This is a genomic window from Flavobacterium luteum, from assembly GCF_008806775.1.
Lineage (GTDB): Bacteria > Bacteroidota > Bacteroidia > Flavobacteriales > Flavobacteriaceae > Flavobacterium > Flavobacterium luteum.
Window position 1 is genome coordinate 33,715 of record NZ_WAEM01000009.1, and the last position, 17,861, is coordinate 51,575.

At 32.5% G+C, this 17,861-nt stretch carries 15 protein-coding genes; 6 read left to right on the top strand and 9 right to left on the bottom strand.

Annotated features, from left to right (window positions below; genetic code table 11):
- The first annotated feature begins 74 nt into the window (after positions 1 to 74).
- From F6464_RS13075 to F6464_RS14545, 3 genes are all read left to right on the top strand, one after another.
- Positions 75 to 467, top strand: coding sequence for a hypothetical protein (locus tag F6464_RS13075; protein ID WP_151108401.1), 393 nt, complete (start codon positions 75 to 77; stop codon positions 465 to 467).
- Positions 468 to 609: 142 nt separating this feature from the next.
- Positions 610 to 816, top strand: a complete 207-nt coding sequence (locus tag F6464_RS13080; RefSeq protein WP_151108402.1) for a hypothetical protein — start codon at positions 610 to 612, stop codon at positions 814 to 816.
- Positions 817 to 833: 17 nt separating this feature from the next.
- Positions 834 to 998 carry a hypothetical protein gene (locus tag F6464_RS14545; protein WP_191963392.1) on the top strand — a complete coding sequence of 55 codons (165 nt, stop codon included), beginning with the start codon at positions 834 to 836 and terminating at the stop codon, positions 996 to 998.
- 129 nt (positions 999 to 1,127) lie between these two features.
- Here the strand turns inward: F6464_RS14545 and F6464_RS13085 are convergent, their stop codons facing one another.
- From F6464_RS13085 to F6464_RS13115, 7 genes are all read right to left on the bottom strand, one after another.
- Complete coding sequence (locus tag F6464_RS13085; protein ID WP_151108403.1) at positions 1,128 to 3,644, bottom strand: sodium-translocating pyrophosphatase; 2,517 nt, start codon at positions 3,642 to 3,644, stop codon at positions 1,128 to 1,130.
- A 116-nt stretch (positions 3,645 to 3,760) separates the two neighbouring features.
- Positions 3,761 to 4,291, bottom strand: a complete 531-nt coding sequence (locus F6464_RS13090) for an inorganic diphosphatase (RefSeq protein ID WP_151108404.1) — start codon at positions 4,289 to 4,291, stop codon at positions 3,761 to 3,763.
- Positions 4,292 to 4,470: 179 nt separating this feature from the next.
- The gene (locus F6464_RS13095; protein ID WP_151108405.1) at positions 4,471 to 6,966 is read right to left on the bottom strand and encodes a DUF5686 and carboxypeptidase-like regulatory domain-containing protein; all 2,496 of its coding nucleotides are present in this window, start codon (positions 6,964 to 6,966) and stop codon (positions 4,471 to 4,473) included.
- Positions 6,967 to 7,090: 124 nt separating this feature from the next.
- Positions 7,091 to 8,068 (bottom strand): pyruvate dehydrogenase complex E1 component subunit beta, encoded by a 978-nt coding sequence (locus tag F6464_RS13100; RefSeq protein ID WP_151108406.1) that lies wholly within the window; start codon positions 8,066 to 8,068, stop codon positions 7,091 to 7,093.
- Between the two features lie 134 nt (positions 8,069 to 8,202).
- Positions 8,203 to 8,928 carry a hypothetical protein gene (locus F6464_RS13105; RefSeq protein ID WP_151108407.1) on the bottom strand — a complete coding sequence of 242 codons (726 nt, stop codon included), beginning with the start codon at positions 8,926 to 8,928 and terminating at the stop codon, positions 8,203 to 8,205.
- A gap of 36 nt (positions 8,929 to 8,964) precedes the next feature.
- Positions 8,965 to 11,484, bottom strand: a complete 2,520-nt coding sequence (locus F6464_RS13110; protein ID WP_225318087.1) for a TonB-dependent receptor — start codon at positions 11,482 to 11,484, stop codon at positions 8,965 to 8,967.
- 11 nt (positions 11,485 to 11,495) lie between these two features.
- Complete coding sequence (locus F6464_RS13115; RefSeq protein WP_151108408.1) at positions 11,496 to 13,187, bottom strand: M23 family metallopeptidase; 1,692 nt, start codon at positions 13,185 to 13,187, stop codon at positions 11,496 to 11,498.
- Positions 13,188 to 13,375: 188 nt separating this feature from the next.
- Here F6464_RS13115 and F6464_RS13120 point away from each other — a divergent pair, with 188 nt between their 5' ends.
- From F6464_RS13120 to rny, 3 genes are all read left to right on the top strand, one after another.
- Positions 13,376 to 13,666, top strand: coding sequence for a hypothetical protein (locus F6464_RS13120; protein WP_151108409.1), 291 nt, complete (start codon positions 13,376 to 13,378; stop codon positions 13,664 to 13,666).
- A gap of 9 nt (positions 13,667 to 13,675) precedes the next feature.
- Positions 13,676 to 13,969: a cell division protein ZapA gene (locus tag F6464_RS13125; RefSeq protein ID WP_151108410.1), complete on the top strand. Its 294-nt coding sequence runs from the start codon at positions 13,676 to 13,678 to the stop codon at positions 13,967 to 13,969.
- A 209-nt stretch (positions 13,970 to 14,178) separates the two neighbouring features.
- A complete protein-coding gene (rny, locus tag F6464_RS13135) occupies positions 14,179 to 15,744 on the top strand; it encodes a ribonuclease Y (RefSeq protein ID WP_151108411.1) in 1,566 nt (521 codons plus the stop codon).
- A gap of 55 nt (positions 15,745 to 15,799) precedes the next feature.
- On the opposite strand, the gene F6464_RS13140 is transcribed toward rny, so the two are convergent.
- Positions 15,800 to 16,192 (bottom strand): response regulator, encoded by a 393-nt coding sequence (locus tag F6464_RS13140; RefSeq protein WP_151108412.1) that lies wholly within the window; start codon positions 16,190 to 16,192, stop codon positions 15,800 to 15,802.
- The gene (locus tag F6464_RS13145; RefSeq protein WP_151108413.1) at positions 16,185 to 17,702 is read right to left on the bottom strand and encodes a PAS domain-containing sensor histidine kinase; all 1,518 of its coding nucleotides are present in this window, start codon (positions 17,700 to 17,702) and stop codon (positions 16,185 to 16,187) included. Before F6464_RS13145 ends, F6464_RS13140 begins: the two co-directional genes overlap by 8 nt.
- Between the last annotated feature and the right edge of the window lie 159 nt (positions 17,703 to 17,861).

Sequence of the window (17,861 nt, forward strand, 5' to 3'; positions counted from 1 at the left end):
CTTTTCGTTGCCCTTAATTTACAAAATCTGCGAATCTTTGGTTTTTCTGATTATTAATTTAACTCTTAAAAATCATGATTATTACAAATTTCAAAAATAAGTTTGTTTGTGTCTTTTTAGTTTTTGTAATTCTCCTGCAAAGTTGTGCTGCCTATCAAGAAACGCCTGTTTCAATAGCAGAAGCTATGGATACAAATCACAAGGTATTGGTTACTACATCTGACGACACAAAATTAAAATTTAAAAAAATTGAACTTACAGACGGAATGTATTACGGGATTGCTAAAGACTATAAAGGAAAAATTGTGAAAACTCCTTTAAAAGAAAGTGAAATAAAAACCTTTCGCATACTAGACAAATCTAACTCTACAGCTTTAACCATTGGAATAATAGTCATTCCACTAATAATCGTTGCTGTGATTTTGTATGGAGATTGGGGTCCAGGAAATATAGGTTTTGGCGAATAACTTAATATTTAAAAAAGATTAAAATCAAATCATAAATAGAACAGATGCTGAACTTAAATTTCTTTTTATTCTAATAAATTCCCAAATCGCCATCAGATTTCATTTGCTATAATAACTGATTAGTACCTTAATAAAAATAATCATGAAATCTAGACTTTTTGAAAACAATTTTGCTCCATGGTTTTTCATTGAAATTGTCATACTTCAAAGCTGTTCCGTTTATAATAAAACTCCTTTATCTCTGCAAGAAGCTGAAGCATCGTGTAAAAAAGTAGAAGTTGTAAAAACAAACGATTCCATAATCCATTTCAAAAAATCGAACAAGTTAACAATGTTTATTATGGTGTAAAAAAAGTCAAAGGGCAAATGGTAAAAGAACCATTATCTAAAAATGAGATAATAAGAATTCGAACCAAAAATGAAAGTATATCAACTAAATTAACCATTGCGAGTATAGTTATTCCCCTAATAATTGGAGGAATTATTTTAGACAATAGTTTAAAAGATCTTGGTGATATTGGAATTGAATAACTGAAACATATGAATATAAAAACTAAATTATTGCTAATCAATTATCGCTTAATATTAATAATTCTATAATAAAAATGCCTCGCAAATCTAATCACGAGGCATTTTTGTTTTATAAAAAAGATATGCTAATTATTTCAAAGCATCTACTTTAGCTTTTACTTCCGCTTCTGTTCCTTCAAAAGTTTGAGAAGCCGAAGCTCCATTTACGGTTGTGGTAACTGTTGCTTTGGCTTTTCCGTCAGTATTTGTAATTTCAACTCTTAAGGCTTTTGAAATTTCTTTAGTAATTTCAGTTGGGTTCATGAATTTACAAGTTTTGCTTTTACACCCTTTTTCCATGCACTCTTCTTTTGACATTGATTTACAATCTGTCATATCTGCACAACCCATTTTTGCACATTCTTCCTTGCTCATTGAAGCACATTTTTCAGAAGTTACACAACATGTTGGCATCATAGTATCAGAATGACTACCACTACCTAAAATTGGAGCGATAACTAATCCTATTAAACATGTCAATTTAATCAAAATATTCATAGATGGTCCAGAAGTATCTTTAAACGGATCTCCAACAGTATCTCCGGTTACAGCTGCTTTGTGCGCATCCGATCCTTTGTACGTCATTTCCCCATTTATCATAACTCCAGCTTCGAACGATTTTTTAGCATTATCCCAAGCGCCACCTGCATTGTTTTGGAACACAGCCCAAAGCACACCAGAAACAGTAACTCCAGCCATATAACCACCTAACATTTCAGCAATTAACTGGTTGTTATCTCCATAAACTAATTTACCCAATAATACGATTGCAATTGGAAAACCAATTGTCATGATTCCTGGTAACATCATTTCACGTAAAGCTGCTTTTGTAGAGATGTCAACGCATTTTGCGTATTCTGGTTTTCCAGTTCCTTCCATAATTCCTGGGATTTCCTTGAACTGACGACGTACTTCGTATACCATATCCATGGCTGCTTTTCCAACAGAATTCATTGCTAAAGCAGAGAAAACTACTGGTATCATTCCACCTACAAATAACATGGCTAATACTGGTGCTTTAAAGATATTAATTCCATCAATTCCTGTAAAGGTTACATAGGCAGCAAATAAAGCTAACGAAGTTAATGCAGCAGAAGCAATTGCAAAACCTTTTCCAGTTGCAGCAGTAGTATTACCCACTGAATCTAAAATATCCGTTCTTGTTCTAACTTCTTTTGGCAATTCACTCATTTCAGCAATTCCACCAGCGTTGTCAGAAATTGGTCCGAAAGCATCAATCGCTAATTGCATAGCTGTTGTTGCCATCATTGCAGACGCAGCCAAAGCGACTCCGTAAAATCCAGCAAAAGCATAAGAAGACCAAATTGCAGCTGCAAATAAAAGTACTGTTGGAAAAGTAGAAATCATTCCTGTTGCTAATCCCGCAATAACGTTAGTTCCTGCTCCTGTTGACGATTTTTGTACAATAGCCAAAACTGGTTTTGTCCCTAATCCTGTGTAATATTCTGTAACGGATGAAATAGCTCCACCTACAACTAAACCTACAAGTGTTGCATAAAACACCCTCATGGATGAAATTTGTTGTGCTCCTTCACCGAAGAATTCCATAGTCATTACTGCTGGCAACATTAGGTTTACCAAAAAGTAACAAGCGATAGCAGTCATTATTATTGATGCCCAGTTTCCGATGTTTAGTGCTTTTTGAACTTGCGCTTCTTTTGCATTATCATCTGATATTTTTACTAACATGGTTCCGATGATAGAGAATAAAATTCCGAAACCAGCAATTGCCATTGGTAATAAGATTGGTCCTATTCCGCCAAAAGCGTCTTGAATATTCCCGCCCATATCTTTAATGACATAGTTTCCAAGAACCATTGCGGCTAAAACGGTTGCTACATACGAACCAAATAAATCGGCACCCATTCCGGCAACGTCACCCACATTGTCTCCAACGTTATCTGCAATTGTAGCAGGATTACGAGGGTCATCTTCAGGAATACCCGCTTCTACTTTACCTACAAGGTCAGCTCCAACATCGGCAGCTTTAGTATAAATACCACCACCTACTCTTGCGAATAAAGCAATAGATTCAGCACCAAGTGAAAAACCAGCAAGTGTTTCTAGCACTACAGTCATATCTTCGGTAGACGTCCAAGCTCCTTTCATAAATATTTGGAAGAAAACAATAAAGAAACCTGTTAAACCAAGAACTGCTAAACCAGCAACACCCAATCCCATTACAGTCCCACCGCCAAAAGATACTTTTAAAGCTTGTGGCAAACTAGTACGAGCGGCTTGAGTAGTTCTTACATTAGTTTTAGTTGCTATTTTCATCCCCATGTTTCCCGCTAAAGCAGAGAAGAAAGCACCAAAGATGAAAGCTACAACTATTAATATGTCTGTTTTAACTCCAGGAATAAACGTAATTCCTGCTAATACGATACTTGCTAAAAGTACAAATATGGCTAACAATCGGTATTCCGCTTTTAGAAAAGCCAGTGCCCCCTCATAAATATAATCTGAGATTTCTTTCATTTTTCCATCCCCTGGATCTTGTTTTAAAACCCAAGCTCTTTTAGCCGCCATAAATGCCAGTCCAATAAATGCCATCACTATCGGCACATAAATCATTAATGATTCCATATAATAAATGTTGTTTGTTAAATAAATAGGTTGCAAATGTAACAAAACAGAAATAAATAAAAAAGCAATATTCTTATTAGAATATTGCTTTTTATATAAAAATTATATTAAAAAAATTATTTTATACTAAATAAGCCTTCTGGTTTATTTTCAATTTGATTGAAACGTTCGGTACATTCCTTAATAATTGCATAAGCTTCATTAAGATCTCCCCACCCTTCAACATCTACAACTTTGTTTTCTAGATCTTTGTAAACTTGAAAAAAGTGCTCGATTTCTTTTAATAAATGTGGATTAATATCAGATAGGTTTTCTAATGAATTCCAAATTGGATCGGAAACGGGTACACATATTATTTTTTCATCTGGTCCTTTATCATCTGCCATGTGGAAAACTCCTATTGGTTTTACCTCCATAACACAACCAGGGAAAGTAGGTTCGTTTATCAATACTAAAACATCCAATGGATCGCCATCTAGAGCTAATGTTTCAGGAATAAAACCATAATCAGCTGGATACATCATTGAGGAAAATAACATTCTATCAAAACGCATTCTCTTTATAGAGAAATCATATTCGTACTTGTTTCTACTTCCTCTAGGAATTTCTATTAATACGTCGAAAGTCTTTACTTTATCTGCTGTCATTTTTATTTTATCTTTACAAATTTTCAGATTACAAAAATAAACAAACTATATGTCTTCTCCACAAAAAAGGAGCTTTATCGTCTATTACGATTTCGAAGATATTAAAGGAAAATAAGATTATAACTTTAATTTAAGAAAAATAAGTGTTATAACTTTTCTAATATATATTAGTTTAAGTATTAAAAATAGAACCCAAAAGAACCTTTTACAGAAAAATTATTGGTTTCGGGAACATTTAGATAACTTCCTCTCCAAGCAAAATCAATTCGGAAAACTTTGAATATATTGCCTATTCCGGCATTGTATTCCCAATAGACATTTTCGGGAGCATTGTATGGCAAACCTGAAGCGTTTATAGCACGATTTGCATTTGATATGGTTCCGTAAACCCCTTTAATCCCTATAATTTCTCTCCAATTAAGCTTTCGCATGAACGGAATTCTGGAGAACAATCTGCCGTTAAAATTATGATTCCACTGAAATGTAGCGTATTGATCGGAAACAAATTCATAAAAATTGAGATTATTAAAAGTATTTTCTATACTAAAATAAGTTTGATTTCCAGGAATAACACTCATTAATCCTAGTGGTACTGTTCCAAAAGTCTTACCTACCTCCATAATTAGATTTGTTCGTCCTAATGGCCCTATAATTATAGGCTGTTTGTAATACAACTGTATTTTATCGTATTTGAAATCACTATTTAAAATGCCTTTAAAACCATGACTATAATTTAAATACAATCTGCTGTAAGGACTATCGACATTTGCTCTCTCTACACCGTATCCTATTGTTTTTCTTTTAGGAGTATATTCGATTTCAAAATTGGCTTCTGATTGTTTTACTTCACTTTTTACTTCCCCAGATGAATTTGTAGTGCTTGGCAATGTAGTATAATAATTTAAACTAAAGGTATTCGATGCAGATTCTAATGTTCTGTATGAAATTCCTGTTGAGAAAATTAAATTTTTGATTGGTTCGATTTCTACAGCAACATTAGTAAGATTTATATTGGTTAGTTTTCCGTTTGCGCCAGTAGTAAACAATGCCGATGAGGCAAAACTCCTCCCTAAAACATCATTTGTGGTGGTAAGACTTGCACCGATTTGCTCAATATCTCTTCTGTTTCCCCCAGATAGTATAATTCTATTTCTTTTATCGGCCATCCATTTTCCAGAAAGCCCATATTTAAATTTATTATCGTCGAAACCATACGCAGTATATCCTTGCAAGCGCCAAGTATCATTTGGTCCAAAATAGGTCCTTCCTCCTGCTCTTAATCGAATTCCTTCCACTTCATTAAATCCAAAAGAGGAGAAAATAGGCCCATAATCGAAATTTCCAAACTGCACGTATCCGCTTCCTAGTATGGAAACTAAATTATAAATTTGTTTGAATTTTTTTACGGTTTGTAAAGTATCTAACATTTTATAGACTCCCAATTCGTCTTTACTTAAATTTTCGAAACGGTTTTCTTTCCAGTATTCATCTGACTTTTTATACACTTCATTATCAATAAAGTTTATTTCATCTTTATAAAAAGCAAGTGGTTTTTCTATATTAAACTGATGATTTTTGTAAAATGTAGTTCGCTTTCCATAAACCCCTTTAGATTTTTCTTTTTTGTTTAACGCAAAATCAGACATCATATAATCTTTGGTCAATAAAAAAACAGAATCGTTCATGACCTCAAATTCCTGCTCGATATAGATGTCTTTTACCCAGTTTATATTGGCGCTTTTGGTAACTGCCATGTTAATTTTTTTGATTGCAAATGTGGTATCGCTCACCCAAAAATCGCCTTTAAAAGTCAATTCGTTTTTTCGTCTTGGATAAAAAACAATATTATAACACCATTTGTTATCAATAAACGAACTGTCTTTCAGCACATAATTATAGGTGTCTATACCCGTTCTAGAAAGCGGACTGGTGAAGCTTTTATCAAAAAAAGTCAAGTAGTTGTTGTAAATATCAAAATCAGAATATAAATCTTTTACGAATGCCAAAATTTGTTGATTTCCCTCAAATCCTGAAGTTTTATTGGCTTTAAGTTTTTCTTTTCGTTTGTTTAATTTATTATCTCCGCTTACATCATATAAAGCTTCGTTTATAAAAATAGGTAAATAGGTTTTTCCTGTAATTTTTGAAGTATCGACCTGGTTAAAAATAAATTCCATGCCTTTGAAAATCTTATTTTTCATGAAAGCACTGTCAATGGTATTCATATCGAACTCCACTTTTTCGTACTTATCAAATTGGTATTGATTGAACTGACGCAACCCGTTTTTACGCTTCCTTTCCCAAATTTTTCTCAGAATATCTAATGCAGGATTGTTTTTTTTGGAAGTTTTTCCAGTAAAAATAACTACTTCATTGAGTTGTTGCCCGTCACTTAAAAGAATTTTAAAATTATAATTTACTGCTTTTGTCAAAGGCACAATCTTAGTTTCAAAACCTACAAAGGAAACTATTAATGCTGAAAATGTTTTTTCAGATTCAATATAAAAACGACCATCTTCGTTAGTTACTGTTCCTTCATTAGACCCTTTAAAAACAACATTCGCATAAGGAACTGGCTGATTGGTATTGTCTACAACAATTCCGCTAACTTTAGTTTGTGCGAATAATACATTTGAAATTAGTATAAAAACCGTTACAATTAATTTATTTTTCATTTGCAAAAAAAAACCTCATCAGGATTAATCTGATGAAGTTTCAAATATAGTTATTTTGATTTCTAGATCCCTAAGACTTTTGTCCTGATTTTGTTAAATTTTAAATGTATTTAACTTCTGAAACCTATTTATACAATACTTTTTTAACTGCTTTAACAACATCATTAGCATTAGGCAACCATTCTTTTAACAAGGTTGGCGAATAGGGCGCAGGAGTATCAGCAGTTGTAATTCTCTGAATTGGAGCATCTAAGAAGTCGAAAGCACGTTCTTGAACAATGTAAGTGATTTCAGATGAAACACTAGCAAAAGGCCAAGCTTCTTCAAGAATTACCAATCTATTTGTCTTTCTTACAGAAGTCAAAATAGTTTCATGATCCATCGGACGAACCGTTCTTAAATCAATAATCTCGCATGAAATTCCTTCTTTGGCTAATTCGTCAGCGGCAATAAATGCTTCCTTAATTATTTTTCCGAAAGAAACAATTGTCACATCTGTTCCTTCTCGTTTTACATCGGCAACACCAATAGGAATAATATATTCGCCATCTGGCACTTCTCCTTTATCACCATACATTTGCTCCGATTCCATAAAAATAATTGGATCATTGTCTCTGATGGCAGCTTTTAATAATCCTTTAGCATCATAAACTGTAGATGGTACAATTACTTTAAGCCCTGGAGTATTGGCAAACCAGTTTTCGAATGCTTGCGAGTGTGTTGCTCCAAGTTGGCCTGCAGAAGCCGTTGGCCCACGAAAAACCATCGGCATAGGAAACTGACCTGCGGTCATTTGACGCATTTTAGCAGCATTATTAATAATTTGATCGATTCCAACCAAAGCAAAATTAAAAGTCATATACTCTACAATTGGACGGCAACCGTTCATGGTAGAACCTACAGCAATACCCGCAAAACCTAGCTCTGCAATTGGAGTATCTATAACTCTTTTTGGTCCAAATTCTGCTAACATTCCTTTTGAAGCTTTATAGGCACCATTGTATTCAGCAACTTCTTCACCCATTAAATATACGGTTTCATCACGTCGCATTTCTTCACTCATAGCTTCGCAAATGGCCTCTCTAAATTGTATCGTTCTCATAGTATAATGTATGTCTTTGTTTTTCGAAGAGCAAAAATAAATATTTTAAACCAGTTAAAAGCATAATTTTAGTTTAAAATAATTACCAGTATTGAATAATTGAATTATTTTCAATTACTGTTGACGCACTTCTTTTATATCGGATTATAATCAAAAACCTTCCAGTCTTTATTTGACAAATCTAAATAATGATAATGCACTAAGTCATTTTTATCGAATTGCCCATTTTTGTTAGTGTCTTCAATGGTTCTAAAATACAAACGGTTATTCGATTCGATTAAATTCCAATCTATCAATTCCTGAAAATCGACTGATACTTTAGTAAATCGTTTTCCTGATATTTCACTTATATAGAGCGATTTGATGTCGTTTTCGTCTAATTTTCCATCTTTATTGGTATCTAAATCGGCTAATGAATACACTAAAACTTGTTGCTTGGCTTTGTCTGAAACCGATTTTAAATACATGACATTTTGAATTAGCATAGGTTTCTCAGTTAATGAATGAATAGAATCTGAACCTATTTCTTGAAACTTTATATTTTGCAAATAACCTGTAATTTCATATTCACTGTAATTTGAAATCTTTAAGCTTAAATAAGTGGAGCTTGAAGAGGAATCGTATTTTATTTTTGCATTGGCTCCGCTAACACTAATGTCGGCTACTGGATGCAATAAATAATTTGTACCTTGCATTTGAATAGGCAAATCGGCAATTTTTATTTGAGTCGTATCTGTTTTTGGTTGCTCCTTTTGCTTCGTTGAATTCTCGTAAATCACTTTTGGTTTTTCAACCTCTTCTTTGCATCCTATTAAAAAAACAAGCACAAATAGCATACAGAATATTGAACTATTTTTCATTTCAAAAAAAATTAAATATTTTAAAATACAAATGTATTACAATCGCACCGACAATTTAACATTAAATACACGAGTGGTTAAATAATTTGGAATGGCATATTGACTTTTAGTATAAGCGTCTCTAACCCATGTATTGGTAATGGCATTTTGATTGTTGAACATATTAAAAATTTCAAACCCTAAAGACAAATCTTTGAATCTTTTCATCCAATGACCCTCTGGTCGTAAATTGTTTTTTTCAGTAAAGACATACGAAAATCCAAGATCGGCTCTACGATAATCTCTCAAACGATTAAGATAATCATAAGGATCGGCATATGATGGAGAACCACCTGGCAAACCTGTATTATAGACTAAATTCAAATATACTTTTACACTTGGAATATTTGGCATATAGTCCTGAAATAGGATCGCAAATTTTAGTCTTTGATCTGTTGGTCTAGGAATGTCTCCTCTATTATCAATGTTTTCTTTGGTTTTTAGATAGCCAAAACTGAACCAAGATTCTGTTCCGTGAACAAATTCTCCGTTTAATCGCATATCAAATCCTTGCGCATAAGATGTAGCGTTATTTGTGGCAGCATAACGAATTCTGACATTGTCAATAGTATACGGATTTACATCAGTTAACGATTTATAATAGGCCTCGGTAACCATTTTGAAAGGACGTTTCCACATTTTGAAACTATAGTCATTACTCAAAACAACATGTATAGACTGCTGCGCTTTTACATTAGGATTGACTTCACCTTGAGCATCTCGTATCTCTCTATAAAACGGCGGTTGATGATAAAAACCGCCAGATAGTCTAAAGACCATGTCTTTACTCCAATCTGGTTTTATAGCAAACTGGGCTCTGGGGCTAATTACAGCTTGAGTATGTGTATTACTTCCTGAAAATTGCCATAAAGCAATTTTACCATTATTGTCCAAATCATATTCAGGAACTTGCCAAGTATGTATTCTAACTCCAGCATTATACCAAACATCTGCACTTCCTATTTTATCTTTTAGGCTCCACTGCGCATACCCTGAAAAACGGTTAATGGTTACAAAATTTTTAGCTCTCACATTTTGAAAAGGCACCAAAGGTCCCACGTAAGGTTCGTACGGCTGATTGTTTGCAGGCAATTTTATTCCTTTTGGGAATTTTGGTGGGTTTATTGAAAATCCCGCAGAATCAATAACTTCCCATTCTATAATTCGGTCGCGAATATCTTCTCGAGTATATTTAATTCCCCATTCTATTTGATGCTTTTTTAGAGTATGAAAACCTTTAATTTCAGTATTAACAATTAAAGCATCTAAATCGTTTCTAGCGTGATTCAACTGACTACCAATAGCTCTACTGAAGGTAACGTTTCCGAAGTTTTCTCCGCCAATATTTCCATCAACTTCCCCTAAGGAATAAGCCGCATCAATGTCAAAATATTCTTGTTCTAAGGTATGATAAACAGATCCAATAAACTTTAAAATAAAATTTTCATTTACTGTAAAAGTAGATTTTAGTGCGCCAAAATAAGTATCGTATTTGCTTTTTTCTTGGCCCTGATAAAACACCAATAATGCTATAGGGTCATTTATTGTACCGAAATTCGTTTGGCGTGTTAGCGGTTGATTGTTGTACTTATTTTGCGAAATATTTCCTAAAAAACTCCATTGCCATTTTGTGGAAGCGGTATAATTAATGTTAGTTTGAACGTCAGCAAATGTAGGTCTAAAATTGGTTTCGGTTTCCTGACTGTTTACTAAAAGGCTATTGTCTCTATAGCGGACTCCTGTTAAGGCAGACCATTTTTGATTTTTAGAAACGGCGTCGACTGATAGACTTCCACCTAAAAAACTGGCTTCGGCAGTAGCGCCAAACTTTGTAGGTCGCCTGTAAGTAATATCTAACACCGAAGATAGTTTGTCTCCGAATTTAGCTTGAAAACCACCGCCTGAAAAATCTACATTTTGCACCAAATCAGTATTGGTAAAACTTAGTCCTTCTTGTTGCCCTGAACGAATTAAAAAGGGCCTGTAAACTTCAATTTCGTTTACATATACTAAATTCTCGTCATAATTTCCCCCTCGAACCGCATACTGTGTACTCAATTCATTGTTTGAATATACTCCTGGCAAAGTTTTTAAAATATTTTCAATTCCAGCATTTGCTCCAGGAATTCTTCTTATAACTTCAGGTTCTATATTTGTAATTCCTTGAACTCGCTTTTTATTATTTACGATAACGACCTCGCCCATTTGCTCAGCTTTGTTATTCATAGTAACATTAAACTCATAATCCTCATTGGGTTTTAATTGTAGTGTTACTGTAGTTTTTTGAAGAGAAACATGACTAAAGATGATACTAATTTTCTGATTGGCTGGAATAATTATTTCATAAAAACCATTGGCATTTGTTTTAGCCGATTTATTCTGAGCATTTATATTTACGTTTTCTACTGGATTGTTGTTTTCGTCAAGGATAATCCCTTTAACTCTAGCGTTTTGAGCATAACTATATAATCCGATAAGGAAAAAGAAGAATGTAATTAGAAGTGATTTGGCTTTCAAATGCTGTATTTTTATTTGTTTTGCGTTCTAAAAAATTGCGTTTCAAAGATAGTAGAATTTCCTACATTATCTGTAACCTCAACTTTCAAGTCGTTTTTTCCTTCGGAAACAATTCCATCATCAAAAAAATGTGTAATTTTATTAGTCTTATTTTCATATTCAAATAAAATCCATTTTCCATTAAGAAATCCTTTGTATGATTTTATACCAGATAAATCATCTCTAATGGAGAGTTGAATCGTTTTTTGGCTTGTTAACCATTTGCCTTGTATTGGCTTTGCAATACTTATCTTTGGCGCAATGGTGTCTTTAGCTAAAACAAACTGTCCTAATTTCTTTGTATAGGTAGTAAACGTATTTTCTTTCCTTTTAGTGGCGTTGTAACTTAATTTTTTTTCTTTTGTTGATGCAATAAAGGTTTTATCGTCGTTAAATTTAGCATTACCAATCATTGTTACTAAAAAAGAATTGTTTACGGGAACCAAATCGTTATGAACAGTCATAGTTGAATCGTTAACTTCAAAGTCTAAATAAAAATCATCATAAAAAGTTCCTGCCGGAAAAAAAACAGAACCATTGTCTTTTTCGAAATTTGAATCAGTTTTGGCTCGAACAAAGTATTTAGTTTTAACAATTTCATCCTGAATGGTTGCTTCGACAGTTGAATATTGAATAGGAACAGTCACGAGAGTTGTATTTCCGTAAAAATCAGAAAGCTCAATACGGTATAAATTAGTAAAATTATTAGAAACATTTATAATTCCGTTTTCAAAATCGGGATGCAAAATACTTAACGGAAATGGGTTTTTCATAAATAATTTTTGCACTTTTTGTTTTGTTTTTTTATACCTATAATAGTCTATAAATGCATTAATGTATTTTGTTTCGTCAAATGAAAAAGCATCCAATTGATACCCAAATGATGGACTGCCATTTAAAAAAGTTTGCACTTTGTAAAGACCATATTTATCGTACGAAAAATCAAAAACATCATAAGCCTGAATGCCAAAACCAATTCTGCCTTTTGCAATAATAGCTTGCGAAACATAGGTTCCGTTAGATTGCAATGACAAATTTACAGTTACTGATCGCTTCGATTGATTGACCACACTATTTTCATCTAGAGGGTAAACAATAAGACTAGAAATTTGTGGCTTTTTAGTATCTTTCATAAAACTATCAAACCCAAAAAAATAAGGATTAATCACTTTCTCAGATTTTGTATCTCGAAACTCAAAATGCAAATGAGGCCCTTCTGAACTTCCTGTATTTCCAGAAAGCGCAATAATTTCTCCTTTACTCACTGGTATTTCATTGGGTTTCGGAAAAATTTCAATCTCATACGATTGTTCTTGATAATGTGTCTTTTTAATTAACTCTTCAATTTTTCCAACTCCCTTTTGAAGATGTCCGTAAACAGAAGTATAGCCATTAGGATGATCTATATAAATTGTTTTCCCATTTCCAAAAGTAGATATTTTAATTCTAGACACATAACCGTCGGCAACAGCATAGATATTAAAACCCTCTTTCTGCATGGTTCTAAAATCGAAACCTGCGTGAAAATGGTTGGGTCTTATTTCTCCAAAATTTCCGGCAAGTTTCATAGGAATATCGAGAGGTGACCTAAAATAATCTTTTGGATAATCGGTTTGAGCAAAAATTACCGTGGTAGAAAATAACAAAAAATATAAAAATTTCATGAAAATGCTTTTTTGCTAATATAAAAAAAAGCCAATACATTTAGTGTATATTTGCAAAGTTATAACTACTTATTTTTCAAAATATTACAATTAAATTTTTTGCCTGAACTAAAATTTTAGTAAAAGTATTGGTTTAATTCAATAGGAATGTTAACTTTGTTGAGATAAGTAATGAACTTAAAATTATAATGAGTGAGATTGTAGAAATTATTGATACTCTTGAAGGAAAGCTTAAAAAACTATTAGCGAAAATAGATTATTTAGAACAAAATTCAGTAGAGTTACATCAGGAATTAAAAAAAACTACAAGTATTATACAAAATCAATCTAATGAAATTGATACCTTGAAAAAGAATTGTGAAACACTCAAAATAGCTAATTCATTACTAGGCAGTGACGAAAACAAAAGAGATACCAAGCTTAAAATAAATTCATTAATTCGTGAAATTGATTACTGTATAGCACAGCTATCAGACTAGTACAATATTATGGACGAAAAGCTTAAAATTAAATTATCAATTGCAGACAGAGTCTATCCGCTAACGGTAGAAATGTCTCAAGAAGAAGGATTGCGAAGTGCTTCAAAAAAAATTGATATTATGATTAAGCAGTTTGAAGAAAATTATGCAGTTCGTGATAAGCAAGATGTATTGGCCATGTGTGCCTTGCAATTTGCCTCACAATTAGAACAGAAACAAATTGATAATTCTATTGACGGAAAAGAAACCATAGAGAGAATTAGTAAAATTAATGATTTATTGAGTCGTTATCTCGACAAGTAATATACGTTCTTTACATAAACTAAAATACTGCCTACATTAGTTCATATTTGGTAAACTCAACACTAACAAATTAGAATGAGCAAATCATCGTTACTATAGCAAGCCGTTTCAGTACGGAAGCTTGAACAACGAGTTAGCTCAAAACTTGTCCTTTCGAGTTTATTCATTCACCTAATGTAGGCTTTTTTATATATAAATTTTAACATACAATGGACAGTACACTATTAATAATTATTTCAGGAATTACAGGAATTGCAGGCGGTTTTATTATTTCAAAATTCATCGAAAAAAGCAACGTCTCTAACCTTATTAAAAACGCTAAAAAAGAAGCCGCATCTATTTTAAAAGACGCTAATTTTGAGGCTGAAAACACTAAAAAAGATAAAATTCTTCAAGCAAAAGAAAAATTTATCGAACTCAAGTCAGAGCATGAGCAAGTCATTCTTTCTCGTGACAAAAAAATGGCTGAAGTAGAAAAAAGAATTCGTGATAAAGAATCTTTGGTTTCTAATGAATTGGCTAAAGCAAAAAAAATCAATGACGATTATGAAGCTAAAACTAATGAATACAATAGTAAAATTGAAGTATTAGAGAAAAAGCAACATGAAGTAGAGCGCATGCACAAAAGCCAATTGAATCAATTGGAAGTACTTTCTGGACTGTCTGCTGAAGAAGCCAAAGAACAACTTATGGAAGGTTTAAAAGGCGAGGCTAAAGCTCAAGCAATGTCTCATATTCAAGACACTATTGAGGAAGCTAAACTTACTGCTCAACAAGAAGCGAAGAAAATCATTATCAATACCATTCAAAGAGTTGGTACTGAAGAAGCCGTAGAAAATTGCGTGTCGGTATTTAATATCGAATCTGATGATGTAAAAGGAAGAATCATTGGCCGTGAAGGACGAAACATTCGTGCACTTGAAGCTGCAACTGGTGTAGAAATCATTGTAGACGATACTCCAGAAGCAATTATTCTTTCTTGTTTTGATCCGGTTCGTAGAGAAATTGCCCGTTTATCATTACATAAATTAGTAACTGATGGAAGAATTCACCCAGCTCGAATTGAAGAAGTTGTGGCAAAAACTGCTAAACAAATTGATGACGAAATTATTGAAGTTGGAAAGAGAACTGTAATCGATTTAGGAATACATGCTTTGCATCCTGAATTAATTAAAGTGGTTGGAAGAATGAAATACCGCTCTTCTTACGGCCAAAACTTATTGCAACACTCTCGCGAAGTTTCTAAATTATGTGGAATTATGGCTGCCGAATTAGGCTTGAATGTAAAACTTGCAAAAAGAGCTGGTTTGCTTCACGATATTGGTAAAGTACCAGATGTAGAAAGTGATTTGCCTCATGCATTGTTAGGAATGCAATGGGCTGAAAAATACGGTGAAAAAGAAGAAGTGTGTAACGCTATTGGAGCACACCACGACGAAATAGAAATGAAATCATTATTATCACCAATCATTCAGGTTTGTGATGCTATTTCGGGAGCAAGACCAGGAGCAAGACGCCAAGTTTTAGATTCTTACATACAACGTCTGAAAGATTTAGAAGAAGTAGCTTATGGCTTTACAGGAGTAAAAAATGCCTATGCTATCCAGGCGGGAAGAGAATTACGCGTTATTGTAGAAAGCGAAAAAGTTTCTGACGATAATGCCGCTAGTTTATCTTTTGAAATTTCTCAAAAAATTCAAACCGAAATGACTTATCCAGGACAAGTAAAAGTTACCGTAATTAGAGAAACTAGAGCGGTTAATATTGCTAAGTAAAAACTCAAAAATACAACATTTAAAAAGCCTCTAAAATTTTAGAGGCTTTTTTCTTTTAAAATATCTTCCACAAATCCTCTGCGGTCATTGGTTTAAAAAAGAAATCTTTAATTTGATCTTGATATTCTTTAGCTTTATTGACATCCGAAATGCTATCTGATGAACTTACAAGATAAATAGTCGTATTTTTATCTACTATATTATTTGTTTTTTTAAGTTCGTCTAAAAACTGCCATCCATCCATAATAGGCATGTTTATATCTAAAAGAATTAAATCAGGCAAACTGATACCTAATTTAATTTTACCTTTAATTTCTTCTATAGCTTCAAGACCATTCAAATAAAAAGAAGGCTTTACATCTATATTGTTTTTAGTCAATAATTTCTTTATAATAAAGTGATACACTTTATCATCATCCACCACAAAAACATCTTTAAATTTACTCATTGAAACATATATTAAAAGTTGTTCCTACTCCTACTTCACTTTTTACAGATACACTGCCTCCCATTGCCTCAATTTGGTTCTTAGTAATAAACAATCCAATACCTCTTGAATCTTTATGGTTATGAAATGTTTTATACATTCCGAAAAGCTTTTTTCCGTGTCGCTCTAAATTTATTCCTAAACCATTATCGGTTATTTTTAATATTTTTGTATCCTTATTAGTTGTAATAGAATAACTAATTATTGGCTCTCTATCTGGATGGGAGTATCGTATAGCATTAGTAGTAAAATTAAGCAAAATGCTTTCTAAATACGCTGGGTTATATGTTAATGTTTCATTTTTAGAAATTGTATTATTTATGGTTACCTTATTTTTACAAATCTCATCAGCCAAAATATCTAGCGTTTTTGCTAAGTATTCGTTTAAATTTAAATTCTCTTTTTTATTGACTAATACGGTTTGTATCTCAACCAATTCTTTTAAATGGTCTATAGTTTGTGTCAATGCATTAGATGATGATCTGAGATAAGCATGGTTTTCGGATAAGTTTTCTAAACTGTTATCGTCATCAATAATGTTTAACAGCATTTGAATATTACCTGAATGCGATCGTAAATTATGAGATACAATATGCGCGAAATTTAATAATCTACTATTTTGTTCCTCAACAATTTGAAGCGTTCGTAATAAGTTTTCTTCTTTTTCTTTTTGTGAAGAAATATCCGTATGAGTTCCTATAACGCGTAAGGGTTTATTATTTGAGTCTCGCTCGATGATTTTACCCCGGCTTAAAATCCAAATATACTCACCAGATTTTTTTAATACTCTTTGCTCATTTTCATAATAAGGTGTGACATTATTAAAATGCAATAGGATATCATTAAGATGCTTTCTCTTATCGTCTGGATGCACTCTATTACTCCACATTTCTATAGAATCTATTGTATCAATAGCTACAAAACCAAGCATTTTCATTGACTGAGAAGAATAAAAAACTTTTTTTGTTTTTACATCTAAATCCCAAATACCTTCTGATGATGCTTCAAGTGCGAACAAATAACGTTCCTCTGAAAGCTTTAAGCGAATTTCTTGTTCTTTATATTCTGAAATATCAATAATCTTACCATAAAAATTTACATCACCATTATCTTCTAATTCTACAGTAGCAATGCCTTTATACCATCGCAAACCTCTCAAAGGTAAAACAGCTCTAAACTCATGAACCCAATTTTTTAATCTTTTTTTGGACTCGTAAATTGTAGACATAAAAGTAATGAAGTCTTCAGGAACAATTTTACTTTTTAGAATTTCTAATGCAGGTTTGTCTTTTTCTTCTGGAGTTAAATCAAAATGAGTGATAACCGATTTGCTCAGAAATGGAAAAAAAATAGTTCCTTCATTAGTAAATGTAAATTCAAAAATTAGATCAGGAGATTGAAATAACAATTTCTTATAAAAGTTATTTTTTTCTTCAAGTAATTTCAGGTTTGAATGGTTTTTGGTTTTCATAATTGTATTATAAATTAGTTTGAAGCAAAACTTAATATGCTTTTTTGCCATAACATTTAACAACACTTCAAACCTAATAAAAAAATCCGATAAAATGCAAATAAATCAGTTAAAATACATAAAAATCACAAAATATGTAAGTTTAATATTATGTATTAA

Bases quoted from the DNA above. Each gene is read 5' to 3' on its own strand.
- F6464_RS13115 (WP_151108408.1), bottom strand. From the start codon at position 13,187: ATGAAATTTTTATATTTTTTGTTATTTTCTACCACGGTAATTTTTGCT.
- F6464_RS13105 (WP_151108407.1), bottom strand. From the start codon at position 8,928: ATGAAAAATAGTTCAATATTCTGTATGCTATTTGTGCTTGTTTTTTTA.
- F6464_RS13080 (WP_151108402.1), top strand. From the start codon at position 610: ATGAAATCTAGACTTTTTGAAAACAATTTTGCTCCATGGTTTTTCATT.
- F6464_RS13085 (WP_151108403.1), bottom strand. From the start codon at position 3,644: ATGGAATCATTAATGATTTATGTGCCGATAGTGATGGCATTTATTGGA.
- F6464_RS13095 (WP_151108405.1), bottom strand. From the start codon at position 6,966: ATGAAAAATAAATTAATTGTAACGGTTTTTATACTAATTTCAAATGTA.
- F6464_RS13120 (WP_151108409.1), top strand. From the start codon at position 13,376: ATGAGTGAGATTGTAGAAATTATTGATACTCTTGAAGGAAAGCTTAAA.
- F6464_RS13140 (WP_151108412.1), bottom strand. From the start codon at position 16,192: ATGAGTAAATTTAAAGATGTTTTTGTGGTGGATGATGATAAAGTGTAT.
- F6464_RS13145 (WP_151108413.1), bottom strand. From the start codon at position 17,702: ATGAAAACCAAAAACCATTCAAACCTGAAATTACTTGAAGAAAAAAAT.
- rny (WP_151108411.1), top strand. From the start codon at position 14,179: ATGGACAGTACACTATTAATAATTATTTCAGGAATTACAGGAATTGCA.
- F6464_RS13075 (WP_151108401.1), top strand. From the start codon at position 75: ATGATTATTACAAATTTCAAAAATAAGTTTGTTTGTGTCTTTTTAGTT.
- F6464_RS14545 (WP_191963392.1), top strand. From the start codon at position 834: ATGGTAAAAGAACCATTATCTAAAAATGAGATAATAAGAATTCGAACC.
- F6464_RS13100 (WP_151108406.1), bottom strand. From the start codon at position 8,068: ATGAGAACGATACAATTTAGAGAGGCCATTTGCGAAGCTATGAGTGAA.
- F6464_RS13090 (WP_151108404.1), bottom strand. From the start codon at position 4,291: ATGACAGCAGATAAAGTAAAGACTTTCGACGTATTAATAGAAATTCCT.
- F6464_RS13125 (WP_151108410.1), top strand. From the start codon at position 13,676: ATGGACGAAAAGCTTAAAATTAAATTATCAATTGCAGACAGAGTCTAT.